This is a genomic window from Desulfosporosinus metallidurans, from assembly GCF_001936615.1.
Taxonomy (GTDB): Bacteria; Bacillota; Desulfitobacteriia; order Desulfitobacteriales; family Desulfitobacteriaceae; genus Desulfosporosinus; species Desulfosporosinus metallidurans.
Genome location: NZ_MLBF01000034.1, coordinates 1 through 14,096 on the forward strand (window position 1 = coordinate 1; position 14,096 = coordinate 14,096).

Annotated in this window: 19 protein-coding genes; 5 read left to right on the plus strand and 14 right to left on the minus strand. The window is 42.4% G+C overall.

Annotation, left to right across the window (positions count from 1 at the left end):
* The 8 genes from DSOL_RS17210 to DSOL_RS17245 all read right to left on the minus strand — a co-directional run.
* The coding region (locus DSOL_RS17210) for a translation initiation factor IF-2 N-terminal domain-containing protein (RefSeq protein ID WP_170871546.1) at positions 1 to 351 on the minus strand (351 nt) is incomplete at its 3' end.
* A gap of 44 nt (positions 352 to 395) precedes the next feature.
* Positions 396 to 692: a L7Ae/L30e/S12e/Gadd45 family ribosomal protein gene (locus tag DSOL_RS17215; RefSeq protein ID WP_075366056.1), complete on the minus strand. Its 297-nt coding sequence runs from the start codon at positions 690 to 692 to the stop codon at positions 396 to 398.
* Positions 689 to 952: an RNase P modulator RnpM gene (gene rnpM, locus DSOL_RS17220; protein WP_075366057.1), complete on the minus strand. Its 264-nt coding sequence runs from the start codon at positions 950 to 952 to the stop codon at positions 689 to 691. Before rnpM ends, DSOL_RS17215 begins: the two co-directional genes overlap by 4 nt.
* 4 nt (positions 953 to 956) lie before the next feature.
* Positions 957 to 2,249 (minus strand): transcription termination factor NusA, encoded by a 1,293-nt coding sequence (nusA, locus tag DSOL_RS17225; RefSeq protein ID WP_075366058.1) that lies wholly within the window; start codon positions 2,247 to 2,249, stop codon positions 957 to 959.
* A 37-nt stretch (positions 2,250 to 2,286) separates the two neighbouring features.
* Positions 2,287 to 2,745, minus strand: coding sequence for a ribosome maturation factor RimP (gene rimP / locus DSOL_RS17230; RefSeq protein ID WP_075366059.1), 459 nt, complete (start codon positions 2,743 to 2,745; stop codon positions 2,287 to 2,289).
* A gap of 219 nt (positions 2,746 to 2,964) precedes the next feature.
* Positions 2,965 to 3,858 carry a DMT family transporter gene (locus DSOL_RS17235; protein ID WP_075366060.1) on the minus strand — a complete coding sequence of 298 codons (894 nt, stop codon included), beginning with the start codon at positions 3,856 to 3,858 and terminating at the stop codon, positions 2,965 to 2,967.
* 108 nt (positions 3,859 to 3,966) lie between these two features.
* Complete coding sequence (locus DSOL_RS17240) at positions 3,967 to 4,515, minus strand: pyruvate kinase alpha/beta domain-containing protein (protein WP_075366061.1); 549 nt, start codon at positions 4,513 to 4,515, stop codon at positions 3,967 to 3,969.
* A gap of 264 nt (positions 4,516 to 4,779) precedes the next feature.
* Positions 4,780 to 5,379: a class I SAM-dependent methyltransferase gene (locus DSOL_RS17245; RefSeq protein ID WP_083642694.1), complete on the minus strand. Its 600-nt coding sequence runs from the start codon at positions 5,377 to 5,379 to the stop codon at positions 4,780 to 4,782.
* Positions 5,380 to 5,696: 317 nt separating this feature from the next.
* Between DSOL_RS17245 and DSOL_RS17250 the strand changes: the two genes are divergently transcribed.
* Positions 5,697 to 6,128, plus strand: coding sequence for an Rrf2 family transcriptional regulator (locus tag DSOL_RS17250; protein ID WP_075366062.1), 432 nt, complete (start codon positions 5,697 to 5,699; stop codon positions 6,126 to 6,128).
* 100 nt (positions 6,129 to 6,228) lie between these two features.
* Here the strand turns inward: DSOL_RS17250 and DSOL_RS17255 are convergent, their stop codons facing one another.
* The 3 genes from DSOL_RS17255 to DSOL_RS17265 form a co-directional block, all read right to left on the minus strand.
* Positions 6,229 to 7,014: a VanW family protein gene (locus tag DSOL_RS17255; RefSeq protein ID WP_075366063.1), complete on the minus strand. Its 786-nt coding sequence runs from the start codon at positions 7,012 to 7,014 to the stop codon at positions 6,229 to 6,231.
* 404 nt (positions 7,015 to 7,418) lie between these two features.
* The gene (locus DSOL_RS17260; protein ID WP_075366064.1) at positions 7,419 to 7,868 is read right to left on the minus strand and encodes a peptidoglycan recognition protein family protein; all 450 of its coding nucleotides are present in this window, start codon (positions 7,866 to 7,868) and stop codon (positions 7,419 to 7,421) included.
* A 20-nt stretch (positions 7,869 to 7,888) separates the two neighbouring features.
* The gene (locus DSOL_RS17265) at positions 7,889 to 8,035 is read right to left on the minus strand and encodes a YvrJ family protein (protein ID WP_075366065.1); all 147 of its coding nucleotides are present in this window, start codon (positions 8,033 to 8,035) and stop codon (positions 7,889 to 7,891) included.
* Between the two features lie 288 nt (positions 8,036 to 8,323).
* Between DSOL_RS17265 and DSOL_RS28965 the strand changes: the two genes are divergently transcribed.
* The gene (locus DSOL_RS28965) at positions 8,324 to 8,845 is read left to right on the plus strand and encodes a hypothetical protein (RefSeq protein ID WP_235838865.1); all 522 of its coding nucleotides are present in this window, start codon (positions 8,324 to 8,326) and stop codon (positions 8,843 to 8,845) included.
* A gap of 5 nt (positions 8,846 to 8,850) precedes the next feature.
* On the opposite strand, the gene DSOL_RS27415 is transcribed toward DSOL_RS28965, so the two are convergent.
* Positions 8,851 to 8,973 carry a Spo0E family sporulation regulatory protein-aspartic acid phosphatase gene (locus tag DSOL_RS27415; RefSeq protein WP_139314512.1) on the minus strand — a complete coding sequence of 41 codons (123 nt, stop codon included), beginning with the start codon at positions 8,971 to 8,973 and terminating at the stop codon, positions 8,851 to 8,853.
* Positions 8,974 to 9,280: 307 nt separating this feature from the next.
* Between DSOL_RS27415 and DSOL_RS17275 the strand changes: the two genes are divergently transcribed.
* Complete coding sequence (locus DSOL_RS17275) at positions 9,281 to 9,901, plus strand: DUF6789 family protein (RefSeq protein ID WP_075366066.1); 621 nt, start codon at positions 9,281 to 9,283, stop codon at positions 9,899 to 9,901.
* A gap of 884 nt (positions 9,902 to 10,785) precedes the next feature.
* Here DSOL_RS17275 and DSOL_RS17280 read toward each other — a convergent pair.
* The gene (locus tag DSOL_RS17280) at positions 10,786 to 11,469 is read right to left on the minus strand and encodes a DUF1287 domain-containing protein (protein WP_427854426.1); all 684 of its coding nucleotides are present in this window, start codon (positions 11,467 to 11,469) and stop codon (positions 10,786 to 10,788) included.
* A 188-nt stretch (positions 11,470 to 11,657) separates the two neighbouring features.
* Complete coding sequence (locus DSOL_RS17285; protein WP_075366067.1) at positions 11,658 to 12,755, minus strand: HD-GYP domain-containing protein; 1,098 nt, start codon at positions 12,753 to 12,755, stop codon at positions 11,658 to 11,660.
* Positions 12,756 to 13,223: 468 nt separating this feature from the next.
* On the opposite strand from DSOL_RS17285, the gene DSOL_RS17290 reads away from it, so the two are divergent.
* Positions 13,224 to 13,880, plus strand: a complete 657-nt coding sequence (locus tag DSOL_RS17290; RefSeq protein WP_075366068.1) for an ammonium transporter — start codon at positions 13,224 to 13,226, stop codon at positions 13,878 to 13,880.
* Entirely contained in the window at positions 13,810 to 13,977 is a 168-nt protein-coding gene (locus tag DSOL_RS28970; RefSeq protein ID WP_235838866.1) for a hypothetical protein, read from the plus strand. The genes DSOL_RS17290 and DSOL_RS28970 overlap by 71 nt, the downstream gene beginning before the upstream one ends.
* Positions 13,978 to 14,096 lie beyond the last annotated feature (119 nt).

The following is a 14,096-nucleotide window of genomic DNA, read 5'->3' on the forward strand; positions in this document are numbered from 1 at the left end:
CCGTGGGCCTTGTGGCTGCCCTTCCGCACCCGGACGTGGACCTTGCTGCTGTCCTTGGAATCCTGGGCGTGGTCCTTGAGAACGTCCTTCTATCCCTGGACGAGATTCCTGGGACTGTCCTTCTTGCCCCTGTCCAGATGTACTTGGCCTTTTTTCCTCAGTATCTTTGTGTTCAGAATGATCCAAATTTCTCTCCTTTTCTTGCACTTGATTCCGTAAACGATCAGCATCTTTCTGATCGACTGTACTTAAATGATTTTTCACATCTGTTCCCATAGCCACGAGTCTTGTCATCACTTCTTTACTACTAAAATTTAGCTCTTTTGCTAATTCATGAACACGAATACTCATTTAACCACCCCCACATATTCGGCTCCCCCATTACGCTCCAAGCATCAGCTCCTTGCTAGTAAAATAGCCTTCGCAAACCCTTGATCTAAAATAAGCACTGAAGAACGCGGCGAAAGTCCTATCGAAAGTCCAATTTCCAGCTTCGTTCCAGTGACGAGCACTGGTAGCTTTAAGTCACTAGCCCACTGTTTATACTTTTTCTGCGCACCCTGAGCATCTTCCGCAATGATGAGAAGAAATCCCTTACCTTTTTTTAACATAGCTTCCACTTGAGCATCTCCGGTAGCAACTTTACCCGCTCTCCGAGCGATCCCCATTAATGACAGAATGCGTGTAGTCACGAAGAAATCTTCCCTTCCAGGTTGGCAAAGACTTCAGGCTCAACATCCACTCCAAAAGCCTTCCGGAATCGCCGCTCTTTAACAGCGGTTTGAAAACAGATTAAGTTGGGACAAAGATATGCACCACGACCATTCCTTTTTCCAGTAGGATCTAGCTCAACAATCCCTTCTGGAGTTCTAACGATCCGCAAGAGCTCTTTCTTGGGCTTCATCTGTTGACACCCTAAACACATCCTCATTGGGACTTTCCGTGTCTTCATACCTTCACCCCTTCCCTTTCTTTTTCTTCTCCTTGGGGCTTATCTTTTCTGGATCACCAAGAGCAATGTCTGCTAATCCTTCGGGTACATTCTCTCCAACTCCGTTATCAGGAAGCTCTCCATAGTTTTGTGCGGAATCGTATTCTTCATACTCCTGATAATTATCGAGATCAGAGAATTCATCATAGTCAGCGTACTCCTCAAATTCGCTATAATCCTCGTTATTCTCATACTCTTCTTGACCTAGAGGAATGACATCGAGCGCACCGGCTTGTGATTCACTTTTTATGTCAATCTTCCACCCCGTGAGTTTAGCAGCAAGGCGAGCGTTTTGCCCTTCTTTGCCGATCGCCAGGGAAAGTTGATAGTCTGGAACCACGACGATGGCCACTTTTTCATTGGGTTTAGGATACACTCCCACAACCTTCGCAGGAGAAAGGGCATTAGCTACAAACTCTTGAGGATCGGTTGAGTAGTTGACAATATCAATTTTTTCCCCTTTTAATTCTGTGACAATCGTTTGCACACGAACTCCCTTGGGCCCAACACACGCTCCAACAGGATCAACATTGGAGTCACGTGAATAAACAGCAATTTTAGAACGTGCCCCTGCTTCACGAGAAACACCTTTAATTTCCACGATACCATCATGAATCTCCGGCACTTCAAGTTCGAATAAACGCTTGATCAATCCAGGATGTGTCCGAGACAGCATAATTTGCGGCCCCTTGGTCGTTTTCTTAACTTCAACGACATACGTTTTAAGACGTTCGAACGATTGATACACTTCTCCGGGAATTTGTTCCTGAGCAGGAAGTACTGCTTCAACCTTCCCTAAATCAACGATCAAATTCTTCTGCTCATATCGTTGAACCACCCCAGTAACGATATCCCCTTCACGATTAACATATTCATCATAAATCATACCACGCTCTGCTTCTCTAATGCGTTGGACAACGACTTGCTTGGCTGTTTGGGCCGCAATTCGTCCAAATTCGCGAGGAGTTACTTCATATTCCACAATATCTTCAAGTTGATAATTAGGATCTAGTTTACGCGCATCCTCCAATCCAACCTGAGTTCGAGCATCCTCCACGATTTCAACAACGGTTTTACGGGCATACACTTTAAACTCACCGGTTAAACGGTCAATAAGAACTCGGACATTTTGCAAAGATCCGAAATTTTTCTTATAGGCCGAAATCAGTGCTGCCTCGATCGCTTCAAATAGAATCTCTGCAGAAATTCCCCGTCCTTTTTCTAACTCGTGAAGGGCCTCGATGAACTCCATATTCATTTTTCCATGTTCCTCCTTATTCTGTTGTCAATAAAAATTAAAAATCCAAGGCTAAATGAGCTTTCTTCGTCAAAGAGCGTGGAATTGCGATCCGCTTATCTTCATATTCTAAAACGATATCATCGTCGATCAGTCCAACAAGAATTCCTGAGAATTCTTTATATCCTTGAAACAGGGAAGTCGTGTGCACTGTAACCAAACGTCCCTGAAAACGAATAAAGTCCTCTTCCTTTTTAAGAGGACGTTCCAGACCAGGAGAAGACACTTCCAGCATATACGCTTGTGGAATAGGATTCTTCTCGTCAAGCATTTCACTCACCGCATGGCTCACTCCTGAACAATCATCCATGTCCACGCCGCCGACTTTATCGATATAAAGGCGCAAGTACCAATGTGCACCTTCCTTTATGTACTCAACATTTACTAATTCAAGCCCCTTTTCTTTCACCAGCGGCTCAACAAGTAACGCTATCCGTTGTTCCATTGCTTCATTCATATGAAATCTCTCCTTTAAACGTGACGTAAACGTACTTTCTCTTCATAGTCTGACGAAGATGACCTTGAGTTATACTTGCGCCACGGTTTGGACAAACGAAGGAGCGGGCCAGAACCCACTCCTTACCAACAAACACTAAAAATTTCCTTATATTAATATAGCATATCCCATGACTATCTGCAACCTAGGAAGCCCTTTAAATATTGAACAATTGAGTCTTTACAGGGATTTTTCATAGTTTCTTCGTCTTCCAGCTAACACACTGAATAATACACCACCGATGATCAGAACCGCGCCCATCAGAAAGGTGATACTCATTTTCTCACCTGAAAACAGCCCTCCCAATGAGACAGCAACCATGGGCTGCAACGGGTAGAAGAGCGAACAACTGCCCGCTTCTATCATGGAAAGGCTTTTGTTCCACAGAACATGGGACAGTGCCGTGCATACGAGTCCCATATACAGTATTGAAGAAATTGTTGCAGGGTCGAATAGTTGGACATGCGGGGTTGTCAAAAGCTCATAAATCAATACAGGTAAAGTGCAGGCCAAGGCCACAAGAATACTATACGTCGTGACAACTAAGGCATCATATTTTTGCGTTACACGCCTCACCAGTACAGTCATCAATGACCAGGTAAGTACGGAAAATATTGAGACGATAATCCCAATCATTGCCCCACCGTTACCCACACCGCCAATGATGATATACGCACCTGCCACGGCAGCAGTAACTGAAATCAGTTTACTGACGGTGATTTTCTCTTTCAATACAGGAACGGCAAACAAAATGATAAACACCGGATTCATAGAATTAATCAGAGAGGCAAGCGAAGCGTTGGAAAGTTTTGTACCAAGGAGCTGGGCAGCCACCGAAAGAAAATATCCGACAAAACCAATCATGACAATGTATTTGTAATCCTGCCGTTCAATTTTTTCCGGTTCTCTTGTTCTTAGAATAAGCAGCAAAGCGATTCCTGCCACCAAATAGCGCAAAAACAAAATAGTAAAGGTGGGTACATGCCCCAGTACGAATTTACTGACGACATAGAGGCTCCCCCACGCACTAACGGTTATAGTCAGGTAAATATATGCTAGTCCTTTATTACTCATACAATCATCTTCTTTAAGTATAAAACTTGTAAAATCCCTCAACAATAACTCATGCGTTAAACTCTGATTCACTACTACCAGTTCCGGATTTTCCTTTAGATAGCTTAATTAATAACAAGAAGGCTTACATATTATTTCATGAATTTTAGTTTTAAAGATACTACTTGCATGTGACGGAGTTATTATTACTGAAGTATCAGCCCCTTTACCAGAGCCTCCTATTGCAATAATAGGTTCTCCATAGGGTATTAAACCAGCGTCCAAAGCCATAATTGATACCTCAACACATACTTTTGTACCTTGACCAAGCATTCTCAAAGAATGAGCTATTATTTCAACAGGGTATGCTCCACTAAAGGATGTACTAATTCCTCTTTCAGCTCCACTAAGGACATGAGTTGTTGTTAATACCTTTATACCTGAATCCGCAAGTTCGCTACGAATTTCTTGTGACATTTCACTCTTGCCCGGTTCCGGATAACCATTTGCATGGGTCACGCAAATAATATTAATATCGTTGGTGTTTTTTAATAGTTTAGCTGTATCACCAGTTGAAGAAGCTACAACAATGTATTTAATATCTTTTTCTACTGCAGCCTTTAATGCTAAAGCAGTAGTCCCATTTGTATTAATCTTTCCTACTGAATCGAAATACATAATTTTTACCACACTTTCTATTGATCCTTGATACCTTCATCTTTATCCTAACACATTGACATTCAACTTCTTTTCCCATTTTTCAATGAGCGCTGGCAAAGCCAGTTTTAATTGAGCGCGATAGATACCGATACAATTCATCTATAAGCCTTTGCCGCTTTACTATTTGTAGTTAACAGTTTATACCACAACAAAGTTTTAAGGACTCTATTATTAGACATGGACATTTTTCGAAACTACTCGATAAGTTATTTCTCTGGCCTTCTACTGTGAACATATGTACAGAGCCGTCTGAGGGCCAACATCCACTCGCTTGACATCGTGAAAATAAACCCTCATTTCCCTTTCTCCCTGCCGAACAAATCCGAAGTAATCTCCACCTTCAGCCCACTCGACGAAATCGGTAAACCAGCGGCGCTTTTGGTTGTAATCGTAGAAAAGGACCCGCCCCCGGGACAGCCTGCCTGCTTCCTCGTAAATACGCTGGCGCAGAGCAGAACTCAGCCCATGTAAAACATAGGAAGAGAGTACCAAGTCAAAACTTTTATCGGGGAGGTCTAATCCCTGTGTGGCATCCCCTTGCACAAACTCTATAGCCTTTCCTCTTGTGGATTTTCTGGCTGCTTTAAGCATGGATGCAGAAAAATCCACCCCCACCGTCTGATATCCCCGCTCGGCGAAGCAAGAGATAAAGGCCCCTGTACCGCACCCAATATCCAGAACTCTGCCTCCAGGGGGAATATTTAACAACTCTTCGTATTTGTCTAGTATAGAGCGGTAACTTCGGACCTGACTTCTAAAAAAACGATTATAAAATGGCGCGATTAAATTAAATATTCGGGCGTGTTTTTCCAATTCTTCCAACGTAATTCCTCCCGAAAATCTTGCCCAAATTACCAAACTATTCGTGATATCCTTAAAAGCCAGCATCTCCTTAATTAGAGTGCTGGCTGACCATTACCACTGTGTGATTGATTGTTAGGTCAAAAAAGATGCCGCGTATTTGGTAAGGATTATGCTCAAATTAGATTACTACTGTTACTAAATTGTGTTCATGCTTATGGTTGCTGTAATATAAGACGTTACAACAATAATAGCAACTCTTAATTGTAATGTCAACAGTTACAACGGTCATTGAATTATATGAGTCGCTACGTTAAAATACATACGAGGTGGTAAAAATGCGCGTTAGCACTCGATTTCCAATCGCAGTTCATGCATTAGTACTAATAGCAACTTTTTCAGATAAGCTGAAGATGACAAGCGATGTTATTGCTGGTAGTACTGGCTGCAACGCAGTCAGTATCCGAAATATTTTAGGGACTTTAAAGAAAGCAGGAATTGTATCTATTGCACCCGGAACAGGCGGAGCAGCTTTACAGCGAGAGCCAAAAGACATTAACCTATGGCAAATCTACACGGTAATTGAGAAGACATCAGCAGATGACATTTTTAAATTCCACCCCAATTCGTCAGATGTATGTCCTGTGGGTAAGAATATGTATTCCTTACTGTCCCGTCATTGCGAAGAAATTGTAGATGCAATGGAAAAGACCATGTCCAAAACATCTTTACAGCAACTGCTTGATGAAATGAATATTGGGGTAATATGATCACACCTCCCTTTCAACCCGCCACCCCATCACCCATCCAATATCCCTACGTACCAGTTTGGGTAGACTATACCTCGGCGGGTTGCAGCACGGATGGAACCTAAATAATATTCGGACTTTCTCCTAGCATGGGTTCATACATCATAATCGCATGATTCTCAGTAACAAAATTATCTGCTATTTCTTTGAGGTTGTGGTCTAAAACTTTGCGCCTTATAACGTTATGGCGCATGTATCCTCCCCACCATTCCTGGTTCATCAAATGCTCGCTTTCATAAATCTCATATTTAAATGGGCAGGGTTGTTCACATCGCCATTCGCCCTCTAAGTCTGAATTTCCAACCCTGACCATGAGTTGATATTCATGGGGAGTGTCATTCTTAATCTGAAGATCTACGTAATTGTAAACAACCGTTGCACCACTTCCGAATGGCTGAGTCCGATTCGCATCAGGAAAAACGTCATGTGTGTGCCTCCATCGCTCCGTGACCGTTAAAGGCGTGTGAAGAGCCATCCAATAGATGAGGTTTGAAAGCTGACATAGACCTCCGCCCACTCCAGCGGTAAATGACCCGTTAGTTAGAACCATCCCTTCCAAAAAACCCTTTCCTTTTGTTGGCTTCCCAACCAAGCGCCAAAGTGAAAAGGTCTGTCCTGGTTTTAGCACTAGGCCATTAAGTTTTTCGGTAGCCAACTGTAGGTTGGTTACCTTGTTTTCTTGTAACCACATTTCAACATTGCGGAGTCGTCTATACAGTGGAGTTTTATGGGACGTAACTATGTAAGGAAGCTCTATCCACCTTAACGTAGATGCATAGTGAATTGACCCATGAAATGTCCATTGAAAGTACCGACGCCAGGTGAAATATAACTTTCCTAAAACCATGCGAAACTTGGAACGTTCTATAGGCCTTTTAGATTTGAAATTGTACTTAAACGCCAGGCTTGCCCCACTCCTCTCATAATTTACGATATGTCGGAATCACGAGTAGAGCCACCTCTCACTTCCCCACATATCCCTAAGCCCCAGTTTGCTAAACTCTACCCCGCCTAGGTTCGCCAGATAAGGCTTTGTTTAGAGTAGCACAACGGAACTACCGCCCACGATGACGAGCGGAAACTATAAAAATTTTAAAGGTTGCAGCTAAATATCTCTCTACATTCAGTGGTTTCTAAAATAGCTTCCACATCTTTCCTTCATTTCCTCCCAAGATAGCAAAAATAATCCATGATAAAACAAAAATAGCTAGACCGTCCAAAACGATCTGGCTATTAAGACTAATGTAGCTTTCAACTAATACTCTCTTCCAGTTCCTTCTTGAAAGCATCCTCTGGAAAATACCGTCCTGGGCATTCCGTGGCAGCCCCAGGCACGTCTCGATGCAACTCAACGTCCCCGACTCCCAGCTTAAATGCTGCCAAAAGCTGAACTACTTTATTCACCAACCCGACAAGTTGGGTGTCTGGCACTTCCGTCTCACTGAAATTCCCGACCAGACAAATGCCGATCCCAATAAAATTTCGATGTCCGACGTTACAATGCGCTCCAGATCGGTATAAGGGTCTTCCATCTTCACAACGACCATCCGGCATAATCACGAAGTGATAGCCGATATCACTCCACCCCCTCGTTCGATGCCACTCCCGTATCATGGCCGCGTCGACTGGAACGATCTTTCCCGAGCGACGTACCTCCGTTGGGCTTGCCGTGTGGTGGATCACGATCTTCTGCCAATCCATGTCTATACTCCCTCTCTTCCCTATGCTTTCAGGACGGCAACGGCCTTGGCAAGTTCCGTGATACTTGAGGAGAGTTCGTTGAGCTTCCCTTCGATTCGAACGAGCAAATAAGCGCTCACCACGATAGGAAAACCAAAATTCCCCACAAGCTTTAACATTTCTTCCATGCGTTTCCCTCCAATTAGATATTCGAGGATCGAGGATCGAGATTCGACTTTTCAAATCGCCTCTCAATCCTCTTTCTCTACATAATTATTCGCGATTCATATTTTTGATTCCCGAACCTTAAGCCTCCTCTTCGGCCCCTATCTCAAAGTTCGGGGTCCGAAGTTCAAACTCGAACCTCGTGCATCGTGCATCGATTATGCTACAGGTGCATCATAAAGGTCATCAGTTGTCGTATCGACGATCTTCAAGTCGAGTACAATTTGAACTAACTTGTCAGGCATCATAATATGTCAAATGTATTGAGCTATCAGCTTTATTATAGAAAATACCTTAGAGTAATTTACAAAGGCTTATTTAGTAAAAAGCATTCGAAACTGCTTCATAGTCTATTTGTCGCAAAACCATTAAGATTGTCGAAGTGCAGGGTTAGTAAAGGACGCAAGAACGATAAAGAAAAGGGCATAACTGGTAGAGCATTTGGCCTAAAAGCTGTCCAAGGAATCCCTGGGGTAATAGAGGGCCAATTAGCAAATCTGACATTATACAAAGGCCCAAAGTGTTGTGGCCTCGGCAAAATCGAAAACCCAGCATGGTATCCTATCTGGGCCACGCGCAGCGATCTTAAGGATTCGTTTCAAATTTTGGAGACTAAAGAGAAACTAACCATTGCAGAAGAAACGGCTCCGGATCAACCAGACGAACCAATCTTCTTCATTTGCAAGAAATGCCATGGTAGAGGAAAGATACTGACCAATGAAGGGAAACAGCTTATGGAGTTTGTGAGGTTTTGGTTGAATCCGAACTACTAAATGAACTAGATTAAATCAAGATCATTGTTTCTTTTCTTGGCAATATTGTCCGTAAGATCTTTATCCGAAGCTATCTTTTGCATTTGCAATCTCAATTCTTCTATTCGTTCAAGGACCGTTAGTTTCACTCTTAGAACATCTTCTTTCGTAACAATTAGCACACTCGGATATTTTAGTATATTGAAACGGTAACATCAACCGTGAAAAAGGTAATGTATTGTCGAAATATATGAAGAGAGTAAGTTCCCTGCATTACGCTTGGGTCTTACTCTTCTACATCTTATACGTTTGCGTCAAACGAACCACTGAAACACATCAACGTGCATCTCGTTCTGTAAGTGGTTCGGCAAGTGGTATAAATTAACTTTCTTCTTTTTAAATATATTTCGCTTATAAAGAGAAAACTAAGCTATATTTTTGAAAGGAGACTACATTATGAGGGTATTAGATAAGGTTGATCGTATTACTAAGTTCTTGAGCGTTGGAAAGAAAATGAAAGATTCCATTCCAATTGGTTTTTTGGGTGGCTTGATGGGGACTATCGCCATGGGTTTGAGCAATATAATTTTCAAGAAAACTGGACTTAGCGAAAAAACCTATGCCCAGTATGCAGGATCTGTTTTATTGAGCCCATTTAGGCTAGTATTTGAGCAAAATATTCTTTTGGGGCAAATACTACACCTTATAACGGGTTCTATCCTTGGTATACCCATGTTTATTATCTTAAGGAAAACTGGAAAAGATAATCACCAATTTAAAGGGGCAGTTTATGGAATATTTACATGGGAAATGCTTTATTCTTTTGGGCAGAGACTTGGAATAATTAGGACAAAGACTTATACAACAAGAACGCATATTACTAGTTTAATTGATAATCTGGTCTATGGCTTTGCTTCAACATCAACAATGGTTTTCCTTGCTGATCATTCGGTTTTTCCTAAAGCCAGTAATCAACAAATTGAGACTCCATCAGAAAGTCAAATGCCAAAGCAATATAATATACCGAAAGGTAATCCTACTTATACAAATGAAAACGAAATTAATATCGTTCAGTAAATAACTCTTAGTACGACGGCAAATGCCGTCCTTTTTAATGGACAAAAACAGCCAAGAAAATTTCGTGGATAACAAGGGGCATGACTGTTGTCCTTAGACACTTCCAGTTTTGGACGCGGTCAAATAATATGGAAAACTACTGCTCCTTGTGTACTTCGAATTAATTAGCTTGCCCGAAGATCGAAGATGCCTCTCTTCTAAGTTTATCGTTATGGCTGTTGTAATTTTAGTATTTTAGCGATTTCATTCCTTCTTTTATCATTCATATCGATATGTATGTCCATGCTTTCATTATTTGTCCACAATGAATTCGGGCGGGCAAATAAAAAAAGCACCGGTTGCTAAACCGATACTAACTCGAAGGCTCTTTGACAGAACTGTGCGTTGCCGGAATCAGGGATTTGAGAATCATAACTGCCGGAACCATTACTAACAATGTTAGAGAGAATAACGGTTATTGCCATAAATTGGGGGTCTGCAATCTCTCGGTCATAAAGTTAGCTCCAATAACCATTTTAATCAGCACGCTTTATAAGGGATAGTATTCATACTACTATGAATACTATCCCTTTGATTAGTATCGTTAATTAAATATTCGATGGATCTTATCGTTCCGCGAAGGTACCTGGAACTTAAACCGCGCTGTTTAGGCTAAGTTCCGGTAACCATCGTTTTACCTAAAAGTAACTGATATCGGCGAATGATCACTTAGTCCAGACCATTCGTCATATGATCCAACATCTACATCTTTAACCTTAACTTGGTATCGATACGCCATGAATCCGGAAATTGTTAAAAAGAGAACGAATATCCCAATTCCTATTTTTCCCTTGTAATTACGCATATTCCAGTCTCTCGCCTTTTATCTTTTACCCCACATCAATTTAAAACCGCGGAAAGCGAAAATGCCCCGTCATCTGGGAAGGCCAGCTCTGCAATTGATCGGATTCACTGGTTGTAGGTCCCGCGTTATGGAGAATATAAGGGACGCCATCAGGTCTGCGTTTATCGGATACAATGGCCATATGTTCATGGGGCGGGCCATAGGTCACAATGTCCCCTGGCTGCCAAAGCGTTAGATTCTCTACATCCCCGGGTTTGATCTCCTGAGTTAATTCCTGAGCATTCCCCCGCAAAAAGACTAAAAGATTTGGTACTCTTCGGAAATCAATATTCGGATCAGGCTTACCCTGCACGCGAGGATACTTACCGATATTGGCCCGAATATCTTGATCGACTAAACCCTTTAAGTCATAGCCCGCATCTCGAAACGCCCGCCACACGAGATCCGTACAAACGCCTTCACTCTCCGGCGGATACCCCTTTTGATAATAAGCACTGCGATACTGCGGTTTCCTCTGTACCTCAGCTTTTGCACCGGTCACAATATCTTTAAGATCATCTAAGCCATCCCCATCCTTGTCCGTTGGACAAGCGAGGGTAGGGATTCTTACGGATGGCCAAAAGGGAATTGAATTTTTGGACTGAGATTTCCACAAAATCAAGACTCCGCTCGCGACACCGCCAATCAGCAAAACCAGAAGTACCCAAACAAACCGTTTTCGCAAAATCGTTCCTCCTATACAAGCACCATCGCCCTCAGTCCAAGGAGCAATAACCCATTCTCTACCAACCCATGGTTGTTCAGAAAGAGGGACCGATGAACGCAACAATTTGAAACTATTCGCTGAAATATACACAAATTCTTTGATGAGTTTAAAGCGTTAAACCAACAAATGTAGCCATTGATCCTTTCTCATCCCACTTCATTAAACTCCACACGCCCAATGAACCGAGTTAAATCCTGCATTAAGTCCACATATATCTCCCTATTGAGAAATCTACCATTATTATCAAATAATAGACGAAGAAGGGGTCGAGTTGGCATTTGCAAGGACACAGCCACGACCACTCCAATTTCTTTCGTATTGAGGGTAACAATAGCATTTTCGGGGTATAGAATGAGGGATTCTCGAAAAGCCTGTACGACTTTCGGGTTAAAGTCTTTCCCCGACCAGGCAATAATCATTTCCAGGGCATGGTAGGGGGGTAGGCCTTTGCGGTACGGCCTGTTGGCGGTCAATGCTTCATAAACGTCACAAACAGCTATGATTTGAGCATTCATATCAATATTGTTCCCGATTAATCCGTCAGGATAGCCCCTCCCATTCCAACGTTCATGATGTTCTTTGACGGTCGCCAGCACACTTGGTAATAAACGGGTATTTTTTAGCATTTCTACTCCCATCAGAGAGTGCTGTTTCATGATGACAAACTCTTCATCTTTCAAACTTCCAGGCTTGTTCAAGATTTCTTTTGGCACATTCAGCTTTCCCAAGTCATGAAGCAGTGCCCCCAAGGTCAAATACCTGAGTCTCTTCTCTTTAAATCCCATACGCATACCCGTAATTGTTGCTAATAAAGCGACGTTCACGCTATGCACGAACGTTCCATAATCATGTTGTTTAAACTTTTCCAAATCTAATCGTACTACATCTAAATTCAAATAGACATTTATGGGTTTTAGCTCTTTTAGAATAGTTTCTACGAGCACAACAGTTTTTTCAATCTGCTCAGGTTGAATAAGCCTCGCTTCATGATAAATGCCCCATAAAGAACCCACTAACTTTAGGTACACATCTTTAGGAAAGGTTTTCACCTTCTCGGCCGGATTTGTTATATTTTCCTGTTTTCTCCAAACAAAAACTTCTCGTTTCTGCAGGAGATCACTTATTCCTTCCGTAATCATTTGTCCCTTTTGCAATAATAGAACTCCTAAGCTATCAAAAAAATCTACACTCGCTGTCATTCCCATTGTTGAATTTGGTTGTACCTTTTCCAACAACCAATTCATTTATTTTCCCCCCTTCAGTTCACCTACTTCACTACACGTAGTAAACGAATGGTTATCAAGTCTGATCTAAAAGATGTGGGCTTTACACTACAAGCCTTAAGAACTCCGCTACTAAAGTGGTGCACCTAAGACCTGTAGCAAATCTCGGTTTCGATCCTTTTATTGTCAAAGAGAGCTAACGCCGCCGCATATATACCTATTCAAACTATTCGCCTCTTTATTTTACACTACGATAATACATAATCCTACAAATTTTCCTCGACATATTTCGATCAAAAATTCATAAAACCTACTTTTCACTCTAGGAACAGCTTCATAGCCAAGGTCACGATCAAGACCACAGCCGAGAATCATAGGCTGTAAAAGCATACCTTGATCCCTATAGGAGAATAATGTATACTAAACTGTTTCTCAAAGCTTTAAACACGCCAACGGCTTATGTTTTCGTTTTTAAGGAGCTATTTAAATATGAATATGAATATGAATCACCTCTGGATCATCGTCAGTGCGAGTTTTGTCTTCTTTATGCAGGCTGGTTTTGTTTGCTATGAAGTTGGGTTTATCCAATCTAAGAATGTCATCAGTGTGGCTATTGAAAACATCCTCACGTTTGTCATCACGACCTTGGTCTACTGCTTTTTGGGTTTTGCACTGATGTTCGGCCCTACTCATCTGGGAATTTTTGGTGGCAACTACTGGTTACTTAGCCATCTGCCACTTGCTCATCCTTCCTTGGGATATGTCTTTGTTTTTTTTGAACTTATGTTTTCCGGTACCGCGGTGACGATTGTCTCCGGGAGCATGTCTGAGAGAACCCGTCTACTCCCCTTGCTGATCGCCGCAGTTTTCCTAGCTGGCTTCATTTATCCCCTGTTTGGGCATTGGGTGTGGGGAGATTTATTCCTCAATCAGCAGCCTGCCTGGTTAAAACAGCTGGGCTTTTTAGATTTTGCCGGAGCTACTGTCGTTCACGGAACGGCAGGATGGGTTTCCTTAGCTGGAATTATCATGGTCGGGGCGCGCAAAGATCGCTGGGATGCCACAGGATGCCGTCATGGTTGGGTTAATCTCCGGTTCCATCGTTGTCTTTTCCGGATTGTGGCTGGAAAAACTCGGCTTGGATGATGCCGTGGGAGCGGTGTCCATTCACGGCTTTGGCGACGCTACAGGCACGATTTTATTGGCTTTTTTAGCTCCACCGGAATTTCGGCCAGGGCTTTAACGTTCATGAAGTCCATGCCGGGTTAGGCTTAAGTTCCATCCAGGAGAGGCTAAAAATGCTCGGCGGGAAGCTACAGATTAGCACTGAAAAAGGAAAAGGGACAACCTTAATGATGGAGG